The organism is Halarcobacter bivalviorum (genome assembly GCF_003346815.1).
Classification (GTDB): domain Bacteria; phylum Campylobacterota; class Campylobacteria; order Campylobacterales; family Arcobacteraceae; genus Halarcobacter; species Halarcobacter bivalviorum.
Window position 1 is genome coordinate 1,704,118 of record NZ_CP031217.1, and the last position, 22,930, is coordinate 1,727,047.

Sequence of the window (22,930 nt, forward strand, 5' to 3'; positions counted from 1 at the left end):
CTACTACTTTTCCTTATAAAATGAAATTGCTAACATTATCCATGCGATAATTAAAAGTGTTCCTCCAATAGGAGTAATTGCACCTAAAATAGGCATATTTAATAATACTAACGCATACAATGAAAATGAAAAAATTATCATTCCTATTAAAATAAGCCATGCAGATACTCTTACACTTTTTGATTCTGGTTTTAAATAGATCATAAAAGTTGCTGCAAATAAACCTAAAGTATTATAGAAATGATATTCAACACCAGTATTGTATGTAACTAAAAGTTGTTCTGATACAATTGATTTTAAACCATGAGCTCCAAAAGCCCCGATTGCAATGGCTAAAGCCATCATAATAGAAGAAATTGTTAGAAAGAATCTAACATTTTTATTTATTTCCATATACTTTCCCTAAAATTTTTTGGGAAGTATAGCTAAAAAAGATTAATCGTTTTCTTTATTTTTTATCTTTCTTTTTTGAAGAAAAACCTGCACCTTTTTTCTCTTTTTTAATTAAATCTAAATCATTAATTAAAGTTTTATAATCAATTCCCTCTTGATTCATTTTTGCAAAACATGCAGCTACAGCAGCTATTGCATTGGGAACTTGCTCTTTTTTCTTATAAGATTGAATGTTTTTTTCACTAACTTTAATTAAAGCTGTAAATTTTGGTATCGTAAGTTCTGCATCTAATAAAAGTTTTTTAAATTCGATAAAAGTCATAATGTCCTATTCCATAATTAAAAATTTGTGAAAACATTATACTATAAAATCTCTTGAAAGTAATCTGAAATAGTAAAGATTTATGTAGAAAGTATATAATTTATAGAGAACAACAGTTTAGAATAATCTAAACTGTTATTTAACGTCAACTTCCCAAAAGAAGTCAATCCATTTGTCAGCTTCTTTTACTGAATAATCAGGTTGTAAAACTGCTGTTTCTTTTCTAAAAATTGTTGCTAATTTGAATTCAACTGTTGGAAACTTTTCATGTAATACTTTTAAAATTTCTCTCATTGTTTCACCAGAATCAACAATATCATCAATAATTAATACTCTTTTTGCATGAGATACATCAGGAATATTAAAAATGTTAAATGTATCAAGTTTTAATTCACCTTCATAATGAATTGAATTTAATGCATATAAATTTCTCATATCTAGTGCTTGTGACATTAGATGTGCTAAAGTTAAACCTCCTCTAGCTACTGCTAGAAGAATATCTGGTTCAAAATCTCTACACTTATCAACTAAAACTTGAGTATCGTCTCTAAACTCTTCGTATCCGTAATAATACTTTTCCAAATAAAACCCTTATAAAATAAATGCTAATAAACTTATGAATGTTATTACTAAAATTCCTATGTTTAAATCTTTGTATTCATTTTTAGCTACTTTAATTATTGTATAAACTAAAAATCCTGCAGCAATACCATTTGTAATTGAAAATGTTAATGGCATTAAAAATACAATAAAAAATGCTCCTGCACTTGTTGCTAAATCTGTCTCTTCAAAATTAATTTTACCTAATTCTGTAAACATTAATACACCAACTACAACCAATACTGGATAAATTGCATTTCCTGGAATTGACTTAAATAATGGTAACATAAAAAGCGTACAAACAAAAAACATTGCTGTAAATACAGCTGTTAATCCTGTTCTACCACCCTCTTCAACTCCAGATGCACTTTCAATAAATGCTGTTGTTGTAGATACACCTATTAAAGAACCTGCTGTTGTAGCAATAGCATCAGCTTCTAATGTTTTTTGTAAAGATTTATCATCTTTATTATTCTCTTGAAATAGTTTTGCTCTTGTTCCAACACCAGTTAGTGTACCTAATGTATCAAACATATCAGTAATTAAGAATGTAATAATTACAGGAAGTAATGATAGTGTTAATGCACTTGCAATATCAAGCTCAAATGCAATTGGAGCAATTGAAGCAGGAGCACTTAATAACTCTTTTGGTAATTCCCCAAGTCCAAATGACCAAGCTACTATTGAAGTAATAGCAATAGAAAGAACAAAAGCTCCTTTTACTCTATACGAATAAAAAGCAAAAGATAATACTAATCCTAAAACACCAAGTAATACATTAGAGTTTGAGAAATCTCCAAGTGAAACTAATGTTGCTTGATTATCTACAATCATTCCCATTTGTTTTAAACCAATAAATGCAATAAAAGTACCAATACCAGCAGAGATAGCTCGTCTTAAATTCATTGGAATAGAAGTCATAATCCAAACCCTAAAGTTTGTAAAAGATAAAATTACGAAAAGTACCCCAGAAAGAAATACGATACCTAATGCACTTTGCCAAGGTATTTTCATTCCTAATACTAATCCATAAGAGAAATATGCATTTAGTCCCATACCAACTGACATAGCAATTGGTGTATTAGACCATAATCCACTAAATAGCGTTGCTAAAATAGTAATCAATGCAGTAGCAGTAATTACAGCTTCCATTGGAAGTCCTGCATCGGCTAGAATAAAACCATTTACAGGAACTATATACATCATTGTTAAAAATGTTGTAAATCCAGCGGAAAATTCTGTAAAAACATTTGTTTTATGTTCTTTTAGCTTAAACATAAAGTTGTCCTTAAAATTGAAAATTAAGGAGCAATTATACAGAATGTTAGCTCTATTTTTACTAAAAAACTGTATAAAATATGTAACTTATTGATATAAAATAATATTAAGATTTACTTATTATTTCTGCAATTAATTTAATACCTCTTTTTACCTGCTTTCTAGATGTATTTGTGAAGTTAAATCTTGCATAAGTAGATTTTTCCTCATTTACATCAAATACACAAGCTGGAACAAAAGCTACATTTTTTTCAAGAGCTTTTTTTGCTAATTCTAAACTATCAACTTCAAATTTGCCATAAATAAACATTCCACCTTTGGGTTTTTCAAACTCAAAAGAAGGCAGATACTCTTTCATACATTTTGCCATATACTGCATCTTTTTTTCATATTCAAAAGAGATAGTTTTAATATGTCTAAATAAATCATTATCTTCTAAATATTGATTTATAATCATTTGACTTAATGTTGAAGTGTGTAAATCAAGTGACTCTTTTGCAATTAGTAGTTTTTCAATATTCTCTTTTGAAGTTCTAATCCAACCTACTCTAAGACCTGGTGCTACTATTTTTGAAAATGAACCTAAATGAAAACTCTTTTTATATGCAGAAGCAATTGGTTTTTTAATTTTCCCATTAAAACTTAACAGACTATAAGCTCCATCTTCTATTAAATAGGCACTCTTTTTACTTAATAAGTTTACATACTCTACTCTTTGTTTATTTGTCATACAAATAGAAGTAGGATTTGAAAAATCACTCATTAAATATAAAGTATCATCTTCATTAAGTCTTCCTTCTAAGTTTTCAATTGTTTCAAAATCTTCTAACTTTTTATTTAAAATTTTAAATGCACCTAAAGCACCAATATAACTAGGTTTTTGTACAAATAGTGTTTTATCAACAAAAGTTTTACTAATAATGTCAAATGATTGTTGAGAACCTGTTGTTATTAAAATCTCATCTTCTTTTGTAGGAAAATCTAATTTTTCAGTATAAATTTTTGCAATCTTTTTTCTTAGATTAATATCTCCTATTGATTTACTATATTGTAAAGCATTTACATTTTTTAATACTTTATTTGTAGCTTTTTTAATCTGTTTTAATGGAAATAACTTCTCATTTGGCAAACCACCTGCAAAAGAGATTGTCTCTTCAGTTGTTGCATCAAGAATTTCTCTAATATATGATCTTTTTAGTGTTTTCATCTCTTCCCTCTTTTTTATATACAATACTTTACTATATTTTCAAAATTTATTCTTTATCTTAAATTTCATTTTTTTTGTCTTATATTGCTATTTTTAGATATAATTAAGATATGAAAAAAGATACTAAAATGATTCGTTCTAAAATTATTAATGACACTATATATTTTATTAATAAAAATATTGAACTAAATATTACCCTTGAAGAATTAGCACATAATAACTCTATTAGTAAATATCATCTTCATAGAATTTTCAAAGAAGAAACAGGACTTAATCTTTTTGAAATGATTACTTCAATTAGATTACAAAAAGCTGCAAATCTTTTAATAGTAAATAAATACTCAACAATAAGTGAAATAGCAAATGCTTGTGGTTTTAACTCTCATTCTTCTTTTATTAAAGCTTTTAAAAAGAAATTTAATTTTACTCCAAAAGAGTGGAAAAAAGATGGCTATAAAAAATTTTCCTCAAAAATTATTAAAAGCTATGAAAGCTTAGAGATAAAAGAAAAAATTGAACCTACAATAAAAGTGTGTGAAAAAATCAAATGTTTGTATATAAGACATAAAGGTTATAATGAAGATATCAAATATACTTGGCAAAGATTAATCTCTTTAGCACATGAATTAAAAATAGAAAACCCTATTCAAATAGGAATCCAACATGATAATCCAACAATTACTCATAAAAACGAAGCTTCATATATTGCTTGTATTAAAATCGATGATCAAAAATTTAAAAACCTTCCTATACTTGAACTACCTAGTACTACTTGTGCTATTTTTACTTTAAAGGGTAAATATGGAGATGTTTTAAAATATATGTCATATATTTACAATGATTGGCTTCCTAATTCAGGTTATGAAGCTAAAACAATTCCTTCATATTCTATTTACAAAAAAAATCATTTTATTAACAATAATGAATACTTTGAATTAGATTTTTATCTACCTATAAGTGTCATTTACTAGATTATCGGTCATAAAAGTAACAAAAAATAATAATTAGTATCAACACCATATAATGGGTGTTCTCTTAATCATTTTATAAAAAATAAAAAAAAATTATGCTATAATTTTATATATGTGACAAAAATATAAAGGATAAATAATGATAAATAATGCTTCTATCAAAGTTAAGCTTTTATCAACTGTTATTATAGCAATACTTGTTGTTGCATTTTATATGTTGTTTGAATTAATTTCTTCATTAAAACATGAAGCTCAAATAGTAACTACACAAACAGAAAAAACTGCTTATGAGAATAAAGAACAAGAATTAAAAAACTATGTATCTTTAGCTTTTGAAACAGTTGAATCATACTATGAAAGAACTTCTAAAGAGAAAGTAAAAAGCGAAGTAGAAAGTTATATTACAGAACAATCGGGATTCTTATTCTCTATCATTGAAGCTGAATATGAAAAGAATAAAAATATTTTAAGTGAACAAGCATTAAAAGAAAAAATAATGTCTATCGTAGAAAGTACTAGGTATGGTACTTCTGGTTATTTTTGGATTAATGACTTTAACTATAAAATGGTAATGCATCCAATAAAAAAAGAACTTAGTGGACAATATTTTAAAAATACACCAAAAGTTCCTTTTGTAGAACTTGGTGTTGATGCTTTGAAAAAAGTAAAAGAAGATCAAACTTTTATTGAATACTCTTTTTATAATCCAAGTAGTAAAAAAACTGTATTTAAAGCTTCTATTGTAAAAGTTTTTAAACCTTACAACTGGATTATAGGTACAGGAGCTTATATCGATGATATAAGTGAAAAGATGAAGCAAGAGGCTTTAAAAGCAATTGCGTCAATGAAATATGGAGATAATGGATATTTTTGGGTAAATGACTCAAATCATGTTGTTACTGCACATGGAGCAAGTGATGCTTTAGTTGGTAAAAATATGAAAGATTTACAGGATAAAAAAGGTAAATATCTTTATCAAGAAATTGTAAAAACTGCAAATGCATCAAAAGAAGGTGGTTTAGTTAAATACTTCTGGACTATTCCAGGAAGAGAAGGAGATTTTGAAAAATTCTCTTATGTTCAAAGGTTTGAACCTTGGGATATGATTATAGGAACTGGTTCATATATCGTAGATACAGAAGAGCAATTACAAAAGCTAAATAAACTAACAGAAGAGAATATCTCTTCTTCTATTTTAAATTCAGTTATTACAGTTTTAATTTTACTTGTTGTTTTAACAGTTTTAGTAATTTTTATTCTAAATAAAGTTGTATTTAACCCATTAAGTTATTTCCAAAATGGATTATTAGATTTCTTTAAATATGTTAATAAAGAAACAGAGAATATTAATCCTATTGAAGTTACTGCAAATGATGAAATTGGAAAGATGGCTTCATTAATTAATGAAAATATCAATAAAACAAAGACTATCATTGAGCAAGACAACAAAGTTATAAGTGATGTAAAAACTATTGTAAATAGAGTTAGTGACGGTTATTTAGAAAATAGAATTTCATCAACTACAAATAATGAATCATTAGAAGAGCTTAAAAATCTTCTTAATAATATGCTTGATAATCTTGAAAAACTAGTTGGTAAAAATATTAATGCTCTAAGTGAAGTTCTTGAACAATATGCAAATAGAGACTTTACTAAAACTTTAGATTCTTCTACAAGTGGAAAAATTGGAAATGATATTTTAAATCTAAATAAAATGATTACAACTATCTTACAAGATAATAAAGAAGATGGAGAGACATTACAAGATAAATCAACAGAATTATCTACTAATGTTAGAACTTTAAGTGAAAATGCAACAAGTCAAGCTGCTTCATTAGAAGAGACTGCTGCTTCTATTGAAGAGATTACTGGTAATATTAGACAAACAAATGAGAAAGCACAACAGATGTTAAAAATCTCTTCTCAAACGCAAAATTCTGCACATAAAGGTAAAGATTTAGCAACTAGAACTTCTGTTTCTATGGAAGAGATAAATGAAAAAGTTACAATGATTAATGAAGCAATTACAGTAATTGACCAAATTGCTTTCCAAACAAATATTCTTTCATTAAATGCAGCTGTTGAAGCAGCAACTGCTGGTGAAGCTGGTAAAGGTTTTGCTGTTGTTGCAGCTGAAGTTAGAAACCTTGCAAGTAGGTCAGCTGAAGCAGCTAAAGAGATTAAAGAGTTAGTTGAAGATGCCACAATTAAAGCTAATGATGGTAAAAATATTAGTTCTGAAATGATTAATGGCTTCCAAGAATTAGAAGAAAATATCAAATTAACTAATAATTTAATCAATGATGTAACAAATGCAGCAAATGAACAAAGTTCAGGAATGAACCAAATTAGTGATGCAGTAAATCAATTAGATAGATTTACTCAAGAAAATGCTTCAATTGCAGATAAAACAAACTTCATTGCACAAGAGACAAACTCAATTGCAAATGATATTGTTGAAGCTGTAAATAGAAATAAATTTAATCAAAAATAAAAAAGAATCAAACTAGATGAAATCTTTCACTCTAGTTTGATTTCTTCCATTCTCTTTAGATTCATACAATAATTTATCTACTTTATTATATAAATCCCTTGTTGTAAAATCTCTATTTGCTTTTAAAATATTTCCCAATCCAATAGAAACAGTAAGGTATTGAGAGATTGAATTATTTGCTGCTTCAATCTTTTTATCTATGATTTTTGTTCTAAGTTTTTCCATTAAGAAAAATGAATCTTCTACAGAATTTGTATTAAATAGTAAACCAAACTCTTCTCCACCAAGTCTAAAACAAAAATCATTTTCTCTTGTTAGGGTATCTTGTATTATTGAGGCAACTTCTGCTAATACCTCATCACCTCTTTGGTGTCCAAAAGTATCATTATAGTCTTTGAAAAAATCTATATCAACAAGTGCAAAAGAAAACTCTTGATTAGTTCTTTTTAGATGAGCTAACTTTTTTGAAAAGATATTTTCAAAATATCTTCGATTTCCTAAGTTAGTTAAATAATCAGTATTACTAAGACTAGACAATAACTTATTTTTATTATCTAACTCTTCTAAAGCTTCTTTATAAGAAGTTATATCTAACATAACTCCTACTAAACCTAATACATCATCATTTTCTACAAAAGTTGCTTTATAAAAATTATAGTGTCTAACTTGTGAATCTGCACACTTAACTTTTGTTTCATAATTTTGAACACCTGGATTATTAAATAGCTCTTCATCCATTTTGTAATAAATATCTGCATACTCTGTAGGTATAAGATCAGGTAAATCATATAAAGATTTTCCTTCTATCTCTTCTTTACTAATACCCAAAATTGTTTTTGAAAAAGCATCATTACAGTATAAGTATTTACCTTTTCTATCTTTATAAAACATTGGATTAGGAACTGTATCAAATAATGTTTGTAAAAAAGAGTTATTAGACTTTAAACTATCATTAAAAAATTTAAGATGTTTTTCTAACTCTTTTTGTGTACTTCCAATTGTCAATACAAACTCCTTTTATTCAAGGTCGTAGAATAACATAATTAAAGTTTCAAATACTTAAGTTCATTTAACTTTTTTTGGATAATATTCATTTATGAAACTTTTAGAACCAGTTGAAAAAATCTATTTACTTGATGATGACAATTTTGACTTTCCCACTTTAGATATGATGAATAATGATTTAGTAGCCATAGGTGGAGACTTTCACCCTCAAAGACTAATTAATGCTTACGAAAATGGTCTATTTCCTTGGTTTATGGATGAACACAATCATATTCATTGGTTTAGCCCTCAAAAAAGAATGGTTTTATATCCAGAGGAATTTAGAGTAACAAAAAGTCTAAAAAGAACCTTGAATAACAAGGGATATATTGTTAAGACAAATGAGAATTTTGAAGAGGTTATGAGAAACTGTGCAAATATAAAACGAAAACATGAAGATGATACTTGGATAAATGAGTATTATATTCAAGCCTATACAAACCTTAATAAACTTGGACTTGCCTACTCTATTGAAACTTATTTAGAAGATGAATTAGTAGGTGGCTTATATGGAGTATTAATTGATGATGTTTTTTGTGGAGAGAGTATGTTCGCAAAACAAAGAGATGCTTCAAAAGTAGCCTTTTACCATTTATGTAAACAAGCAAAAGAAAATGGTATAAATATTATAGACTGCCAAGTTCATAATGAACACTTAGAAAGTCTTGGAGCAAAAGAGATTTCAAGGGAAGAGTATTTTAAAATACTAAAAATATGAAAACAATTCAAAAAGAGTTTACCCTTAATGCAAAAACAAGAGGTTTTCATTTAATCACAAATGAAATTCTTTCAAAGTTACCTGAACTATCTTCTATAAATGTAGGAATATTAAATCTTTTTATTAAACATACAAGTGCAAGTCTTACAATAAATGAAAACTGTGATAGTCTTGTAAGAAGTGATATGGAAAAGTTTATGAATGATGTAGTATCAAATAAATCTTACTTTGACCATACTTATGAAGGAGAAGATGATATGCCAGCACATATTAAATCTTCACTTTTTGGTACAAGCCTTTCAATACCTATTACAAATGGTCAACTTAATCTTGGAACTTGGCAAGGTATCTATTTAGGGGAGCATAGAGATTTTGGTGGTTCTAGAAAAATAGTTGCTACTATTATTGGAACATAAAATTAAAGCACCATCTCTTTTAAATATTCACTTATCTTTGGTTGGTAGTCTTTTCTACATACCAAACATGTTGGGAAATATGCTATTTTTTTATCTAGTTTTGTAATTTTAGATATCATTTTTATAGACTTTATCAAATATAATAAATAAAAGAGTAATTTAAAAAATACTCTTTTATTACTTTAGAAATAGATTAAAATTTTAATTTTGTTATTAATACCCTATTTTAATTAACTAAACTTTTTATAAATTTAAGAGGTAAGATTGCTATTCAGTCATTTGAAGGAGTTAGCATGTTTTCATTACTTCATTTACATCTTATTACTTTTATAATAATCTACATAAATGTTTTGATTTTTAATAAAAGTATGTCCAATGATTTAGGTTCAAAATACTTTTTTATTAACTACATTTATCATCATCACAAAAAAATTAGTTGTTTTCTAATCACTTATCCTTTTATAATCATCTTAATTTATTACTTATCTGAAAATATATTTCTAATATCCTCTTTTTTCATTTCAATCTTACATCTCTATTTTCTACATGAAATTATTTCAAAAAAAGATATTGTAAAAAGAGAGGCTTATATATATTGGTTTAAAAAAAATGTAACACATAGTTTTTCTATGCATGCACATGATATGTTTAAAAATGATTTCAATTTTTTAAATGAAAGAATAAACAGAGCCATTTTATTTAAATTTGAAATCATCTTTTTTATCTCAGTTGTAATAGAGAGTGAAGTTTTACATGAGATATTATCTATGGTTAAGTAGTTATTACTTGTTGAAACTTTTTTCTAAACTCTATAGGATTTAAAGAAGTATGTTTTTTAAATAGTTTTCTAAAGCTATTCTCATCAAAATAACCTACCTCAAAAGTGATTTCACTAAAACTTTTATTTGTACAAATCAATAACTCTTTTGCCTTTTCAGCTCTTAAAATCTGTAAATACTTTATTGGTGAAATATTTAAAGCCTTATTAAATCTTCTTGTAAAGGTTTTAGAAGAAGAATCTATTTGTTTGGCTAAATCCTCTATCGATATTTGCTGATGTAGATTTTCTTTCAACCAAAAAACAAGCTCTTTTATCTCTTTGTCATCATATAAAAAAACTGTAGAAAAACTTTTATATGATTGTTGAGACTCCCTACCCTTATCAACAACTAGTAAATTTGCAAGTTGAGTAGCAGTTCTATTGCTAAAATATTTTTCAATAAGATATAGACATAAATCCACATAAGCAGTTACTCCACCAGCAGTTATAATATCTTTTTCATCAATTAAAATTTTATTTACATCAATATTAATTTTGGGAAAATTAAGTTTAAAATACTCTTCATATGCCCAATGAGTTGTAGCTTTTTTTCTATCAAGTAGTTTTGTTTTTGCTAAAACTATACTTCCAAGACAAGCAGAAGCTAAAAGAGCTTTTTTTGAATGTTGAAACTTTAACCAAGAGATTAACTCTTTTGTAATTAACTCCTCAAGTCTATCTTTTAACATAGGAGGAATAATCACGATATCATAAACTATCCTTTCATCAAAAGGTTTACAATCAAAATATTTAAACTCTTCAGAACCTACAAAAGTAGTCTCTATCTCCTCTTCCTCTTTTGACTTACAAAGCTTATTATTAAAAGAAAATATCTCCTCTATTCCATAAGCTGTTGACTTTAATACATTCTTTAAAACTACTATTGCAATCTTCATTTTTGTCCTAAATGACTTTTTATAAGTCAAATTTTACCCAAAAAAACCTTGACATTTATTTCACATGATGATAATATCATATGAAATATTTATCATATAAAAGGATTAAAGATGAAAAAACTATATAGAGCAAATAATATAGCTTGTGGAAGTTGTTCAAACCTTATTAAAGCTTCACTTGAAGAGGAGTTTGGAGAAATTACAATTGATTTAAGTAAAGAACCAAGAGAAGTATCTGTTGAAATAAAAGATGAAAAACAAGAGATAAAGTTTAAAGAAGAAATGAAAGAACTTGGATTTGAGATTATAGAAGAATAAAATGTCTTGTTGTAAAGAAAAAAAACTAATCAGGTCTTGTTGTGAAGATATCAGTTTTATTTCTGATATAAATAAGATACTTCCCTCACAAGAGACTTTAGTTGATATTTCAAATGTCTTCAAAGCTTTAGCAGACCCAACAAGGGCAAAAATATTATACGCTTTAATTGATTATGAGATTTGTGTAGGAGAGATGACAAACTTACTTCAAATCCCTCAATCTCATGTTTCTCATCAACTAAGAATATTAAAAAAATATGGAATAGTTGATTTTGAAAAAGATAAAAAGATGTCTTTTTATTTTATAAAAGATGAATATATAAAAGAGTTGCTCAAACTAATACTCAAAGAAAAGAAGTAATCATGTCTAAAGAAAAAATAAACTTAAATATTTCAGGAATGACTTGTGTAAACTGTTCTAATGGAATAGAAAAATTTTTAAATAAACAAAAAGGTGTGCAAAGTTCAAAAGTAAGTTTTGCTTCTAGTGAAGGAGAATTTACTATTGATACTGAAACTATGTCAAAAGAGAGTTTAATAAAAAAAATTGAACAGTTAGGATATAAAGTAGAAGAGGATTTTTCTCATCTTGAAAAAGCACAAGAAAAAGAGTTTAAAAAACTAAAAAATCTTTTCTCTATTTCTATGACGATAACTGCTTTTATGTTTGTAATTATGTTTTCAAGTATAGTTGATGCATCTGTTAAACAATATGCTATCTTTGCCCTTGCCACAGTTGTGCAGTTCTTTTGTGGAGCAAGATTTTATAAGTTAACATATAAGGCTTTAAGTAATAAAAACTATGATATGAATGTTTTAGTCGCCCTTGGAACTAGTGCTGCATATTTCTATTCTACTTTTGTTGTTTTCTTTCCATCTTTTTTCCCTGAACATTTAAAGTTTATGTACTTTGATGGAGCAGCTGTTATTATCTCCTTTGTATTATTAGGAAGATTTTTAGAGGAACGTTCAAAACAAAAAGCGAGTGATTTTTTAAAAAAGTTAATGACTTTAGCTCCTCAAATTGCAAACTTATTTGATGAAAAAGAGAATATTAAAGAAGTACTAGCTAGTGAACTAAAACTAGAGGATAAGATTTTAGTTAAAACTGGCGAAAAGATACCTGCTGATGGAGAGATTATAAAAGGTAGTGCAGATATTGATACTTCTATGATAACCGGGGAATCAATGCCAGTATTTAAAGAAATAGGAGCTGAAGTATTATCTGGAACTTTAAATACAAATGGAGTAATCACTGTAAAAGTGACAAAACTAGCAAGTGATACTACTTTATCTAAGATTATTAAGCTTCTAAAATCAGCACAAAGTAAACAAATACCTATTAGTAGATTTGCTGATAAAATTGCAAATATTTTTGTTCCTGCTGTTATTATTATAGCCCTTGCTACTTTTATAATTTGGGCTACTTTTGGAGATATGCAAAATGCTATTTTAGCAAGTATTTCTGTACTTATTATCTCTTGCCCTTGTGCTTTAGGACTTGCAACTCCAATTGCTATTGTAAGTTCAGTTAGTAAAGGTGCAAAGGAAGGTATTCTAATCAAAAACCCTGAAATCTTAGAGATTATAAAAGATATAAAATATGCTGTTTTTGATAAAACTGGAACACTTACAAAAGGCGAAATAGCAGTAACAAAAACAGATATAGATGAAAAGTATTTTTCTAAAATCTTTGCTATTGAAAGCTTAAGTGAACACCCTATTTCTAAAGCAATAGTAACTTATTTAAAAGATATAAAAAAAGAGTCTTTTGAGATAGAAGAGTTAGAGATTATTGCAGGAAGAGGAATAAAAGCAAAAATAGATAAAAAGCTAATTCTACTTGGAAATATACAACTTTTAGAAGAGAATAATATCAAAATAAAAACTTCTCATTTAGAGTTTTATAAAGAGAGATTAGAATTAGCAAATGGTGTTATTTTAGCTTCATTTGAAGATGAAAGTATTGGCTCTTTTGCCCTTGAAGATGAGTTAAAAGAGAATGCTAAAGAGTTAATTGAAAATCTAAAAAAAGAAAATATAAAACCTATTTTACTTACAGGTGATAATAAAATTACTGCTTCTAAAATAGCCTCTAAAATTGGTATTGAAAAAGTTTATAGTGAAGTTATTCCAACTCAAAAATATGATGTAATAAAAGAGGTTCAAAAAAAAGGCAAGGTCATGTTTGTAGGAGATGGAATAAATGATGCTCCATCAATCAAACAAGCTGATATTGGTGTTACTCTAAATTCAGGAGCTGATATAAGTAAAGATGCTGGAGATATAATTTTAATAAACAATGAACTTAACTCTATAACTAAAAGTATCAAGCTTTCAATTGAGACAATGAAGATTATCAAACAAAATCTTTTTTGGGCCTTTATTTATAATGCAATAGGTATTCCATTAGCAGCAGGAGTTTTATATCCATTTTTTGGTTTAATGCTTTCTCCTGTTTATGCAGGAATTGCTATGAGTTTTAGTTCTGTTACAGTTGTATTAAACTCACTTAGACTTAAACTAAAAAAACTTTAAAAGAGAAGATTTTCTTCTCTTTTTATAATTTGTCTAAAATAACCTTTTTTATGTCATTTTTACCTCTTTTGCAAAAACTCTTACTATGAAATAATAAAATCCACAAAAGAAAAAGGATTTATTATGAAATTTACACAAATAAGAAACGCAACAGCACATGTTTATTTTGCAGGGAAAAAGTTTTTAATAGACCCCGTTTTAGCAAAAAAAGAAGCCTATACTGGATTTGAAAATACTTTAAATAGCCACCTTTCTTGGCCAAGGGTTGAACTTCCAATAAGAATAGATGAAATAGTTGACTGTGATGCTGTTATTGTAACTCATACTCATCCAGATCATCTTGATGAAGTAGCTATTCAAAACTTAGATAAAAACAAAACTATATTCGTACAAAATCAAAAAGATAAAGAGTTTTTAGCCCATAAAGGTTTTAATAATATAAAAATACTAAGTGAAGATAGCTATTTTGAAGAGATAGCACTTATTATTACAAAGGGTCAACATGGCTCTGATGAACTTATAAAAAACTATAAAGAAAAACTTGGTGTTGTAAGTGGTGTTATTTTTTCCCATAAAAATGAAAAAACAACTTATCTTGCAGGAGATACTATTTGGTGTAAAGAAGTAGAAAATACAATAAACAAGTATCAACCGGAAGTTATAATTTTAAATGCAGGAGATGCACAACTTGCAGATGGAAGTTCTATAATTATGGGAAAAGAGGATACTTTAAAAGCTCATTTAACTTTACCTAAAGCAACAATTATTGCAACACATTTAGAAGCAGTAGGACATAGTGCCATCACAAGAAAAGAGTTAAAAGAGTTTATTGAAAAAAACAATATTGAAAAATCTGTTTTAGTTCCAGAAGATGGAGAAACAATAGGGATATAAAAGAGAAGAAACTTCTCTTTTATTTAGTGTAAGTCAGCGTTTAATTTAACTTCTCTAGTTGATCTCATCGCAACTGTTTGACCATTTTGAGAATTTACTCTAAAGTGAACTCCATTTACACCTAAGAAATCCATACCTTTCATAACAGTAGAAATCTCTTTACCTGGGTTAATCTCTTTTAATTGCTCAACAGCTTTTTCTGAAAGAGTAATTTTTGTACCTGGTAAAATTGTTACTCCTGCATCAAGAATACAAGAATCTCCAATAGAAGTACCAGTACAAGAGTTAGCACCTAATAGTGTATTATCTCCAATAGTTACAGGAACACCATCTGTTCCAGAAAGAACACCAAGAATTGAAGCTCCTCCACCAACATCAGAACCAGCACCAACTTTAGCTGAAGAAGAGATTCTACCTTCAACCATTACAGCACCTTCTGTTCCAGCATTAAAGTTAACATATGCAGCACCTGGCATTACAGTAGTTCCAGCTGCTAATTGAGCACCCATTCTTACTTTATTTGTGTCTAAAATTCTTGTGTTATCAGCAGGAATTACATGGTCTAAAAATTGTGGGAATTTATCAACTTTTGTGATACTTGGATATTTACCAGATAATTTTAATGTAATTTCATTCTCTCTTAACCACTCTAATTCAATTGGTTTATTTCCAACCCATGCACTATTATGTAATTGACCAAATGCACCATTTAGATTTAAGCTTCTTAATGCAGCTTTTCCAGTTGATAAAGCATAAAGTTTTAAATATACAGATTCTGCACTTAGAGGGTTTGCATCTTCAAAAATAAATACTACTCTATAATCATCAGCAGTAAGACCAGAGTCGATTGGTAAAGAAGCTAATGTAGAAATAACTTGAACATTTTTATGTTCATTTCCTTTTGCTTCAGGAATATATGGCCTGAAAGATTCAATACAAGAAGTTAAAAATTTATCACTAATTTTGAATACTAATTCTGATTTTGAAGTATCAATTTCTTCTCCTGCTTCTTTTAAAGCATTTAAGAAAATTGCTGCACTTCCATAATTTTCTTCCCAGTTAATTACTGGATATGTAGCTTGTAAAATTTTATCAGGATTTAATTGTCCTCTATCTACTTTAGCGATACCAAAACCGATTGGGTTTTTATACCATGCTTGAGATTGGATATTTGATACTAGTTCTTTAAAATCATCTTTTGTAAAAGCCATTATTTTTCCTTATTATTTTTGCTTGGATTATACAATAAAGAGACTAAAGATAAATTAATATACTGTATCCATGTCAATTGTTGCCATAGGAGAAGTAACCGAATGTAAAGCTTGAAGTAAAGCTTTTACATTTGAAGAACGCAAAATAATCTCATAACGATATTTATTTGATAATTTAAAAATTGCAGATTGTCCAAAACCTACAACTTGGATATTCTCTTTTTGTTTTAAAAGCTTTACATATTTGTCCAATTCATCTTTAACTTTTAAACCATTTGAATGAGCAAAAGTGATTTTAGCCATCTTTAAAAAAGGAGGATAAAGCTCTTGTCTAAACTCTAACTCCTCTTTTAAAAACTCTGCATAATCATTTTCTTGAAGATACTCAGCAAAGAAATCTGCATTTTGAGTTTGAACAATTACTTCACCATCCCCTTTTCTTCCACTTCTACCTGCTATTTGAATAAGTAATGAGAGAGCTTTTTCCCTTGCTTTATATGAGTTCATATTTAAAATAGAGTCTATTCCAAGAACTACTGCAAGTTTTACATTATGATAATCATGACCTTTAGATAACATTTGAGTTCCAACAAGAACATCAATTTTATTATTATTAAAATCATTTAAAACTGTTTTTAGTTTATTATCAGTTTTTATCTCATCTCTATCAAATCGTTTGATTATTTTATCAGGAAAAAGTTCAATAAGTTTTTGCTCTATTTCAGCTGTCCCTACTCTTAAATTATGAATTACTCCATTATTACAAGAAGGACAAGTATCTGGTATCTTTTGAGCAAAACCACAATAGTGGCACTTTAAGGCTAAATCATTTTTATGTAAACTCATTGAAACAGAACAATAAGGACACTCTACAGACTTTCCACAAGAGGTACAAATCTGATATTTATAGTTGGCTCTTGTTGGTAAAAAAACAATAACCTGATTTTTATTTGCTAAAGTTTGTCCTATTTTATTTAAAACTTTTGGGGATAAATCTAAAGAAGAATCATCAAACTCTATTTTTTTTCTTGTATCAAAAAAAGTCTCTTTTAATCTATAATAAGGAATTTTATTAAAAGAGGCCAAAGAAGCTGTTGCACTCCCTAAAATTAATCTTATATCATATTTTTTTGCAATATAAACACTTAAATCTTTTGCATGATATCTAGGTTTACTATCACTTTTATAAGACTCATCATGCTCTTCATCTACAATAATTATTTGAAGATTTTTAAAAGGTAAAAAAAGTGCTGACCTAGCTCCTGCAATTAGTTTTATTTTTCCCTCTTGTAGCTCTTGAAGAATACTCTCTTTTCTCTTTTTTGTGATTTTAGAGTGCCAAATTGCAACTGAACTAGAAAATACTTTTTCTAATCTTTTTTGCATTTGAGGAGTTAGTGAGATTTCTGGCATTAATAAAACTGCCTGACCACCTCTATTTAAAACCTCTTCAATAGCTTTAATATAAACCTCTGTTTTCCCACTTCCTGTATTTGCAAAAAGAAGAGCTTGCTTTTTTTCTTTACAAAACTCATAGGCCTCTTGTTGTTTTACTGATAACTCTATTTGAGAATCAAAACTAAAAGTTAAATCTTCTTCCCTAAAATCTTTGTTGAAAGCAGAAAAAATAGATAAAGCCTCTCCCATTGAACAAACATAATATAAAGAGATAAATCTAGCTGTTTCTAACATCTTTTCATCATAAAAAAAGTTTGTAATAGTATGAATATTAGTACATTTAAAAGTAGGTTCTTCTACTTTTTTTATAATAACTGCTTCACAAAAGTTTTTTCTATTTCTAAGTACAACTTCTACTTTAGTACCTATTTCTATCTCTTCTTCTGCTTGAAAAGTTAAAGCTTCTAAGGGAGATTTTAATATTGCTACTTCATAATAATTCATTATTCAAACTCCCTACAAAGCTCTAAGCTACTTTTACATTTAAAACTATTATCAATAAATTGGTACTCTAAATATTTATCTTTTTCAAAAAATACTCTATATCTATTGTTTGAGATTTTAATCCACTTACCCAAACTTTTTTCCATTTGATTAGTAGACAATAGAGGCTTATCTAAAACCTTTGTAAAAAGTAAAGAGTTCTTTTGATCAAAAGTTGCATTATCTAAAGAGTTGATTTTTTCTTCATTTAAAAGAGTATTTTTAGAGTTTTGTTTTGAGATTGAACTATTAATCAAAGCTATATCTGCTTTAATAGTTATTTTTGTAGAGTTAGTTAAAGAGTTAGCATATTTACCTATTAAGAAGCTTGTAACTATTGAGATAATTACAATAACAATAATAATTTCAATAAGTGAAAATGCCCTCTTCATAGATACTATAAATTTGGTATCTTATTTGTTACAGTCTCAACATCATCTTTTAATCTAAGGTATTGTTGAGACACCCTAATATAAGCTGCTAAAAGCTCTTTTGTATCTAAGTTTTTTTCTGTAGATAAATATCTTGTAATCTCTTCTTTCAATTTATCATCTACATTTATAGTATAAGCCATATTATTTATATGAAATGTCACTTTATTTTCCACTACTCTTTGCCTCAACGAAAGTTAAAGTACTATCGATTTTTAAAAGCATATCTTGGTTATTTCTCTCTAATTCATCATTTTCATTTTTTAAATCATCAAGATTTTGTTTTAATATTTCATTCTCTTTTTTAAGAAGTTCATATTCATGTATAAGTTTTTCAATTTTTTTAGTTAACGTACTGATGATATCCATAGCAATTATTTTATCCAAATAAACCAATTAAATTATTTAAAATGAAAAAAGTTTCATTTTACTACTCTATAAATAGCTTACCTTGGGTGTATAAAGCAGCAGCAGCTTTCCCCCATTGAGAATAAAACTCTATATCTTTTTGAGGCAATTGGAAAATTTCATTTATTTGTAAAATAAGATTTCTCTCTTGAAAATCAAATTTATCATCTGCATGAATTAAAATCATAAGCTCCAAAAGAACAATCTTTTTACTCTTTTGGCTTTTAAAATCTTTTAAAGTAGTTTTTAAATCAAAACTCTCTAACTCAAAATCATTATCATTTTCTATCCCCATCTCTGCACAATACTCTAAAATAACTTCTTGTTCTCTTGTTCCATAATCATTGTCAATTCTCGCTAAATAGTGTGCTAGTTGTAAAAATGAGAATTTCTCTTTTGGTTCTAATTTCATTAAAAGCATAATAATCCTAATTAAAAAATATTTGTATTTATAAATATAAAAGTGAATTGTATAAAATTAAAGTTAATAGTAGTTAAATAAAGTGTATATCTAGTGTGGTTTTTAACCACCTAGATATTTTTTTCTAATTTCATCTGAATCAATAAGCTCTAAACCAGTTCCTTCAAGGGCTATTTCTCCATTTTCTAAAACATAAGCATAATCAGAAATTTCTAAAGCTGCAAAAGCATTTTGCTCTACTAATAAAATAGTAATTCCCTCATCTCTTAATTTTTTAATAATCTCAAAAAGCTCTCCAACAATTTTTGGAGCAAGCCCTAAAGAGGGTTCATCAAGCATAAGAAGTTTTGGAGAACTCATTAAAGCTCTTGCAATTGCTAACATCTGTTGCTCTCCACCACTCATAGTTCCAGCAAGTTGTCCTTTTTTAGCAATAAGTCTTGGAAAAAGTTCAAACATATGGTCTTGAAGTCTTTCATAATTTTCATCATTGTTAAAAGCACCCATTCTTAGGTTTTCTTCAATTGTTAAATTTTGGAAACATCTTCTTCCTTCTGGAACTAATGCAATACTATTTTGAATAATCTTATGAGTCTTCATTTTTGAGATATTATTATTTTTAAAATCTATATCCCCTGTTTTTTTAACATCATTTACAATTGATTGTAAAGTTGAAGTTTTTCCTGCTCCATTTGAACCAATTAGTGATACTATCTGACCTTCACCTACTTCAAAATTAATACCTTTTACGGCATTAATTAAGCCATAATATACTTTTAAATCTCTTACTTTAAGCATGTTTAAAATCTCCAAGATAAGCTTTTATTACTTCTTCATCTTTAATAGCATCTTTAATATGCCCTTCAAAAATTGTTTTCCCATAGTCTAAAACCATTACTCTATCACAAAGTTTATTTACAAACTTCATATCATGTTCAATAAGTAAAATTGTAACATCAAACTCATCTCTAATTTTAAAGAAAAGTTCTGCTAATTCATGGGTTTCTTGAGGATTCATACCTGCTGCTGGCTCATCAAGTAATAAGAGTTGTGGAGAAGCTGCTAAAGCTCTTGCTATTTCTACTTTTCGCTGACTTCCATATGATAAAGCAGTTGCCATCTCATCTGCATACTGGGCAATTCCAAGAACTTCCATAATCTCAAAAGCTCTTTTTTTAACTCTTTTTTCCTCTTTAAAGAATCTTGGTAATCTAAAAATAGCCTCTAAATAGCTATATTCAGCTTGATAATCAAAGCCAATTAGAATATTATCAAGTACTGACATTGAGTTAAAAAGTCTAATATTTTGAAAAGTTCTTGCTATTCCTCTATGAACAATCTTATGAGGTTTTATCCCATCAATTCTTTGTCCATGAAACTTTACAGCACCCTCTGTTGGTTCATAGTTTCCAGTAATAATATTAAACATAGTAGTTTTACCAGCACCATTTGGACCAATCAGACCATAAATCTCTTTTGCATTTACATGAAAAGTAGTATCTTTTATAGCAGTAACACCACCAAATTTTTTAGTTACATTTTGTACTTCTAAAATCATTTGCTACCACCTTTTTTCTTTTTAAACCATTTTAATTCAAATAGCTCTTTTTTACCTACTAAACCTTCTCTTGCAAATAGCATTACAATGATTAAAATTAGTGAGAATACAACCATTCTCATACCAGGTGTTCCTTCTGTTTCAAAACCAAAAATATTCATTGGCTCATCTAGGAATCTCATCCATTCTAATCCTGCCATAACAAATATTGTTCCTAAAATTGCTCCTGTTGTAGAACCAAGTCCACCAAGAACGATAATAATTAATAGTTGGAAAGTTAAGAAGAATGTAAATAAATCTGGACTAATTGAAGTTAATAAAGCAGCTAATAATCCACCACCTACACCTTCAAAAAATGCTGAAGTAGTAAAAGCATAAGTTTTGATTTTAAAAGTATTTACACCCATTGCAGTTGCTGCATCTTCATCATCTCGAACTGCTTTCATAGCACGACCATATTTTGAGTAGATAATATTTAAAATAGCAAGAACTGTAAAAATAGCAATACCACCAGTCCAATATAGATTTGAATACTCAGGAATATCATTCATCCCTAAAGAACCATTTGTGATTTGAGGATTATTAATTGCTAAGATTTTAATAATAAAACCAAAACCAAGAGTAACAATTGCAAGATAATCTCCTCTTACTCTAAATACTGGAAAAGAGAGTGCTAAAGCAACTAATGCAGTAAAACAACCAGCTATTAATAAAGCCCAAGCAAAATCAGCTTGTAAAGCTAAAACCCACTCAGAAGGGTCAGCAATATCATATTGATAAAGCATAGTATCTGCATCAACAATTAAAATAGCTGTAACATAAGCACCAATTGCAACAAATCCATTTGGCTCTAAAGAAAACTGTCCAGTAACCCCATTGATAAGGTTATATGAAACAGCTAAAATTATAAAAATAGCAACATTATTTATAATTCTTACAGTATATGGGTCGAAAGTAACTTGTGCAAAATGAGTAAACCATATTGCAACAACTATTAAAGCTAAATTTATTAATCTTTGTTTTGTGAAAATAGTATCGTTCATCATGATTAAAACCTACTCTTTTCTAAATCTTCACCCATAATTCCAGTTGGTTTAAAAATTAATACAAAAATTAAGAAAATAAAAGCAAAAGCATCTTTAAAACCACCTAATTCAGGCCAAAAAGCGATAACAACAACTTCAGTAAATCCAATAATAAATCCACCTAAAACAGCACCAGTTACAGAACCAATACCTCCAACAACTGCTGCGGCAAAGGCTTTAAGTCCAACTAAAACACCCATCATAGGTTCAACAGAAGGATAATTTACAACCCAGAAAATTCCACCAACAGCTGCAAGTGCAGAACCAAGTGCAAAAACAATAGAGATAATCATATTTGCATCAATTCCCATTAGATTTACTGTTTTTATATCAAATGATAAAGCTCTAATTGCCATTCCGTATTTTGTTCTATATAAAACAAATAAAATTCCTACTAATAAAAATAAAGTAACAGCTGGAACCATAATAGAAGAGACTGAAAAAGTGATATTAGCTACAGTAAAGATATTTTCCATATATTCGGGAACTGGGAAAGCTCTTGGAACTCCACCAGCAAATACTGTAAAGGCATTTTCTAAGAAAAAAGAGATACCAATTGCTGTAATTAATAAAGAAATTCTAGGTGCATCTCTTAAAGGTTTATATGCAATTTTATCTGTGATAATACCTGCTAAAGCTGATAAAACTACTGCAAGTAAAACTGCAATAGGAAAAGGTAATCCTAAAATTGAAATAAATGTATAACCTAAAAAGGCACCAACCATCATAATATCACCATGTGCAAAGTTAATAAGCCTTAACACCCCATAAACCATTGTGTAACCGATTGCAATAAGGGCATACATACTACCCAAACTAAAACCGTTTACCATTTGTTGTATAAACGTTGTTATATCCATTCTTTTCCCCGATTCTTGTCATAATAAATACAATAAAAAAAGTAATTTGTAATTGTAATGTAATAACTTTTTTTATTGTAAAAAAAAAGTCTAGCATTTGCTAGAC

The 22,930-nt window shown here is 28.0% G+C and carries 26 protein-coding genes; 9 read left to right on the forward strand and 17 right to left on the reverse strand.

Annotated features, from left to right (window positions below):
* Window positions 1–3: 3 nt before the first annotated feature.
* The 5 genes from ABIV_RS08690 to ABIV_RS08710 all read right to left on the reverse strand — a co-directional run bounded on the left by ABIV_RS08690 (window position 4) and on the right by ABIV_RS08710 (window position 3,800).
* Window positions 4–393, reverse strand: coding sequence for a DUF423 domain-containing protein (locus ABIV_RS08690; RefSeq protein ID WP_114839509.1), 390 nt, complete (start codon window positions 391–393; stop codon window positions 4–6).
* A 55-nt stretch (window positions 394–448) separates the two neighbouring features.
* Complete coding sequence (locus ABIV_RS08695; RefSeq protein ID WP_114839510.1) at window positions 449–715, reverse strand: hypothetical protein; 267 nt, start codon at window positions 713–715, stop codon at window positions 449–451.
* A 135-nt stretch (window positions 716–850) separates the two neighbouring features.
* Window positions 851–1,297: a phosphoribosyltransferase gene (locus tag ABIV_RS08700; RefSeq protein ID WP_114839511.1), complete on the reverse strand. Its 447-nt coding sequence runs from the start codon at window positions 1,295–1,297 to the stop codon at window positions 851–853.
* 9 nt (window positions 1,298–1,306) lie between these two features.
* Window positions 1,307–2,593 (reverse strand): NCS2 family permease, encoded by a 1,287-nt coding sequence (locus tag ABIV_RS08705; RefSeq protein ID WP_114839512.1) that lies wholly within the window; start codon window positions 2,591–2,593, stop codon window positions 1,307–1,309.
* A gap of 106 nt (window positions 2,594–2,699) precedes the next feature.
* Window positions 2,700–3,800 (reverse strand): aminotransferase-like domain-containing protein, encoded by a 1,101-nt coding sequence (locus ABIV_RS08710; protein ID WP_114839513.1) that lies wholly within the window; start codon window positions 3,798–3,800, stop codon window positions 2,700–2,702.
* Window positions 3,801–3,928: 128 nt separating this feature from the next.
* Here ABIV_RS08710 and ABIV_RS08715 point away from each other — a divergent pair, with 128 nt between their 5' ends.
* Window positions 3,929–4,771 carry an AraC family transcriptional regulator gene (locus ABIV_RS08715; protein WP_228254277.1) on the forward strand — a complete coding sequence of 281 codons (843 nt, stop codon included), beginning with the start codon at window positions 3,929–3,931 and terminating at the stop codon, window positions 4,769–4,771.
* 139 nt (window positions 4,772–4,910) lie between these two features.
* Window positions 4,911–7,265 (forward strand): methyl-accepting chemotaxis protein, encoded by a 2,355-nt coding sequence (locus ABIV_RS08720; protein ID WP_114839515.1) that lies wholly within the window; start codon window positions 4,911–4,913, stop codon window positions 7,263–7,265.
* A 12-nt stretch (window positions 7,266–7,277) separates the two neighbouring features.
* Here ABIV_RS08720 and ABIV_RS08725 read toward each other — a convergent pair whose 3' ends face one another.
* The gene (locus ABIV_RS08725; RefSeq protein WP_114839516.1) at window positions 7,278–8,270 is read right to left on the reverse strand and encodes a GGDEF domain-containing protein; all 993 of its coding nucleotides are present in this window, start codon (window positions 8,268–8,270) and stop codon (window positions 7,278–7,280) included.
* A 91-nt stretch (window positions 8,271–8,361) separates the two neighbouring features.
* Between ABIV_RS08725 and aat the strand changes: the two genes are divergently transcribed.
* The 3 genes from aat to ABIV_RS08745 all read left to right on the forward strand — a co-directional run bounded on the left by aat (window position 8,362) and on the right by ABIV_RS08745 (window position 10,222).
* A complete protein-coding gene (gene aat, locus ABIV_RS08730) occupies window positions 8,362–9,027 on the forward strand; it encodes a leucyl/phenylalanyl-tRNA--protein transferase (protein WP_114839517.1) in 666 nt (221 codons plus the stop codon).
* A complete protein-coding gene (locus ABIV_RS08735; RefSeq protein ID WP_114839518.1) occupies window positions 9,024–9,443 on the forward strand; it encodes a secondary thiamine-phosphate synthase enzyme YjbQ in 420 nt (139 codons plus the stop codon). Before aat ends, ABIV_RS08735 begins: the two co-directional genes overlap by 4 nt.
* Before the next feature lie 293 nt (window positions 9,444–9,736).
* Window positions 9,737–10,222, forward strand: coding sequence for a hypothetical protein (locus tag ABIV_RS08745; protein ID WP_114839519.1), 486 nt, complete (start codon window positions 9,737–9,739; stop codon window positions 10,220–10,222).
* Here the strand turns inward: ABIV_RS08745 and ABIV_RS08750 are convergent.
* Entirely contained in the window at window positions 10,215–11,159 is a 945-nt protein-coding gene (locus tag ABIV_RS08750) for a GlxA family transcriptional regulator (RefSeq protein ID WP_114839520.1), read from the reverse strand. The two genes, ABIV_RS08745 and ABIV_RS08750, sit on opposite strands and share 8 nt — an antisense overlap.
* Before the next feature lie 111 nt (window positions 11,160–11,270).
* On the opposite strand from ABIV_RS08750, the gene ABIV_RS08755 reads away from it, so the two are divergent.
* From ABIV_RS08755 to ABIV_RS08770, 4 genes are all read left to right on the forward strand, one after another.
* Window positions 11,271–11,477 carry a heavy metal transport/detoxification protein gene (locus ABIV_RS08755; RefSeq protein ID WP_114839521.1) on the forward strand — a complete coding sequence of 69 codons (207 nt, stop codon included), beginning with the start codon at window positions 11,271–11,273 and terminating at the stop codon, window positions 11,475–11,477.
* Between the two features lies 1 nt (window position 11,478).
* Window positions 11,479–11,838 carry an ArsR/SmtB family transcription factor gene (locus tag ABIV_RS08760; protein WP_114839522.1) on the forward strand — a complete coding sequence of 120 codons (360 nt, stop codon included), beginning with the start codon at window positions 11,479–11,481 and terminating at the stop codon, window positions 11,836–11,838.
* A gap of 2 nt (window positions 11,839–11,840) precedes the next feature.
* A complete protein-coding gene (locus tag ABIV_RS08765; protein ID WP_114839523.1) occupies window positions 11,841–14,015 on the forward strand; it encodes a heavy metal translocating P-type ATPase in 2,175 nt (724 codons plus the stop codon).
* A 123-nt stretch (window positions 14,016–14,138) separates the two neighbouring features.
* Window positions 14,139–14,909, forward strand: a complete 771-nt coding sequence (locus ABIV_RS08770) for an MBL fold metallo-hydrolase (RefSeq protein WP_114839524.1) — start codon at window positions 14,139–14,141, stop codon at window positions 14,907–14,909.
* A 23-nt stretch (window positions 14,910–14,932) separates the two neighbouring features.
* Here the strand turns inward: ABIV_RS08770 and ABIV_RS08775 are convergent, their stop codons facing one another.
* The 10 genes from ABIV_RS08775 to ABIV_RS08820 all read right to left on the reverse strand — a co-directional run bounded on the left by ABIV_RS08775 (window position 14,933) and on the right by ABIV_RS08820 (window position 22,824).
* Entirely contained in the window at window positions 14,933–16,120 is a 1,188-nt protein-coding gene (locus ABIV_RS08775) for a tetrahydrodipicolinate N-succinyltransferase N-terminal domain-containing protein (protein ID WP_114839525.1), read from the reverse strand.
* Window positions 16,121–16,174: 54 nt separating this feature from the next.
* Entirely contained in the window at window positions 16,175–18,022 is a 1,848-nt protein-coding gene (locus tag ABIV_RS08780; protein WP_114839526.1) for a primosomal protein N', read from the reverse strand.
* The gene (locus tag ABIV_RS08785) at window positions 18,022–18,453 is read right to left on the reverse strand and encodes a prepilin-type N-terminal cleavage/methylation domain-containing protein (RefSeq protein WP_114839527.1); all 432 of its coding nucleotides are present in this window, start codon (window positions 18,451–18,453) and stop codon (window positions 18,022–18,024) included. Before ABIV_RS08785 ends, ABIV_RS08780 begins: the two co-directional genes overlap by 1 nt.
* 5 nt (window positions 18,454–18,458) lie before the next feature.
* Window positions 18,459–18,656: a hypothetical protein gene (locus ABIV_RS08790; RefSeq protein ID WP_228254278.1), complete on the reverse strand. Its 198-nt coding sequence runs from the start codon at window positions 18,654–18,656 to the stop codon at window positions 18,459–18,461.
* 1 nt (window position 18,657) lies between these two features.
* Complete coding sequence (locus ABIV_RS08795) at window positions 18,658–18,879, reverse strand: hypothetical protein (protein WP_228254279.1); 222 nt, start codon at window positions 18,877–18,879, stop codon at window positions 18,658–18,660.
* Window positions 18,880–18,922: 43 nt separating this feature from the next.
* Window positions 18,923–19,321 carry a TerB family tellurite resistance protein gene (locus tag ABIV_RS08800; RefSeq protein ID WP_114839529.1) on the reverse strand — a complete coding sequence of 133 codons (399 nt, stop codon included), beginning with the start codon at window positions 19,319–19,321 and terminating at the stop codon, window positions 18,923–18,925.
* A 102-nt stretch (window positions 19,322–19,423) separates the two neighbouring features.
* Window positions 19,424–20,119 carry an ABC transporter ATP-binding protein gene (locus tag ABIV_RS08805; protein ID WP_114840486.1) on the reverse strand — a complete coding sequence of 232 codons (696 nt, stop codon included), beginning with the start codon at window positions 20,117–20,119 and terminating at the stop codon, window positions 19,424–19,426.
* The gene (locus ABIV_RS08810; RefSeq protein WP_114839530.1) at window positions 20,112–20,879 is read right to left on the reverse strand and encodes an ABC transporter ATP-binding protein; all 768 of its coding nucleotides are present in this window, start codon (window positions 20,877–20,879) and stop codon (window positions 20,112–20,114) included. The genes ABIV_RS08805 and ABIV_RS08810 overlap by 8 nt, the downstream gene beginning before the upstream one ends.
* Window positions 20,876–21,925 (reverse strand): branched-chain amino acid ABC transporter permease, encoded by a 1,050-nt coding sequence (locus ABIV_RS08815; protein WP_114839531.1) that lies wholly within the window; start codon window positions 21,923–21,925, stop codon window positions 20,876–20,878. Before ABIV_RS08815 ends, ABIV_RS08810 begins: the two co-directional genes overlap by 4 nt.
* Before the next feature lie 2 nt (window positions 21,926–21,927).
* On the reverse strand, window positions 21,928–22,824 hold the full coding sequence (locus ABIV_RS08820) for a branched-chain amino acid ABC transporter permease (protein ID WP_114839532.1): 897 nt from the start codon (window positions 22,822–22,824) through the stop codon (window positions 21,928–21,930).
* Between the last annotated feature and the right edge of the window lie 106 nt (window positions 22,825–22,930).

Excerpts from the sequence above, each read along its gene's own strand:
- ABIV_RS08690 (WP_114839509.1), bottom strand. The coding sequence starts at position 393 with ATGGAAATAAATAAAAATGTTAGATTCTTTCTAACAATTTCTTCTATT.
- ABIV_RS08695 (WP_114839510.1), bottom strand. The coding sequence starts at position 715 with ATGACTTTTATCGAATTTAAAAAACTTTTATTAGATGCAGAACTTACG.
- ABIV_RS08705 (WP_114839512.1), bottom strand. The coding sequence starts at position 2,593 with ATGTTTAAGCTAAAAGAACATAAAACAAATGTTTTTACAGAATTTTCC.
- ABIV_RS08710 (WP_114839513.1), bottom strand. The coding sequence starts at position 3,800 with ATGAAAACACTAAAAAGATCATATATTAGAGAAATTCTTGATGCAACA.
- ABIV_RS08715 (WP_228254277.1), top strand. The coding sequence starts at position 3,929 with ATGATTCGTTCTAAAATTATTAATGACACTATATATTTTATTAATAAA.
- ABIV_RS08720 (WP_114839515.1), top strand. The coding sequence starts at position 4,911 with ATGATAAATAATGCTTCTATCAAAGTTAAGCTTTTATCAACTGTTATT.
- aat (WP_114839517.1), top strand. The coding sequence starts at position 8,362 with ATGAAACTTTTAGAACCAGTTGAAAAAATCTATTTACTTGATGATGAC.
- ABIV_RS08735 (WP_114839518.1), top strand. The coding sequence starts at position 9,024 with ATGAAAACAATTCAAAAAGAGTTTACCCTTAATGCAAAAACAAGAGGT.
- ABIV_RS08745 (WP_114839519.1), top strand. The coding sequence starts at position 9,737 with ATGTTTTCATTACTTCATTTACATCTTATTACTTTTATAATAATCTAC.
- ABIV_RS08750 (WP_114839520.1), bottom strand. The coding sequence starts at position 11,159 with ATGAAGATTGCAATAGTAGTTTTAAAGAATGTATTAAAGTCAACAGCT.
- ABIV_RS08755 (WP_114839521.1), top strand. The coding sequence starts at position 11,271 with ATGAAAAAACTATATAGAGCAAATAATATAGCTTGTGGAAGTTGTTCA.
- ABIV_RS08760 (WP_114839522.1), top strand. The coding sequence starts at position 11,479 with ATGTCTTGTTGTAAAGAAAAAAAACTAATCAGGTCTTGTTGTGAAGAT.
- ABIV_RS08765 (WP_114839523.1), top strand. The coding sequence starts at position 11,841 with ATGTCTAAAGAAAAAATAAACTTAAATATTTCAGGAATGACTTGTGTA.
- ABIV_RS08770 (WP_114839524.1), top strand. The coding sequence starts at position 14,139 with ATGAAATTTACACAAATAAGAAACGCAACAGCACATGTTTATTTTGCA.
- ABIV_RS08775 (WP_114839525.1), bottom strand. The coding sequence starts at position 16,120 with ATGGCTTTTACAAAAGATGATTTTAAAGAACTAGTATCAAATATCCAA.
- ABIV_RS08780 (WP_114839526.1), bottom strand. The coding sequence starts at position 18,022 with ATGAATTATTATGAAGTAGCAATATTAAAATCTCCCTTAGAAGCTTTA.
- ABIV_RS08785 (WP_114839527.1), bottom strand. The coding sequence starts at position 18,453 with ATGAAGAGGGCATTTTCACTTATTGAAATTATTATTGTTATTGTAATT.
- ABIV_RS08800 (WP_114839529.1), bottom strand. The coding sequence starts at position 19,321 with ATGCTTTTAATGAAATTAGAACCAAAAGAGAAATTCTCATTTTTACAA.
- ABIV_RS08805 (WP_114840486.1), bottom strand. The coding sequence starts at position 20,119 with ATGCTTAAAGTAAGAGATTTAAAAGTATATTATGGCTTAATTAATGCC.
- ABIV_RS08810 (WP_114839530.1), bottom strand. The coding sequence starts at position 20,879 with ATGATTTTAGAAGTACAAAATGTAACTAAAAAATTTGGTGGTGTTACT.
- ABIV_RS08815 (WP_114839531.1), bottom strand. The coding sequence starts at position 21,925 with ATGATGAACGATACTATTTTCACAAAACAAAGATTAATAAATTTAGCT.
- ABIV_RS08820 (WP_114839532.1), bottom strand. The coding sequence starts at position 22,824 with ATGGATATAACAACGTTTATACAACAAATGGTAAACGGTTTTAGTTTG.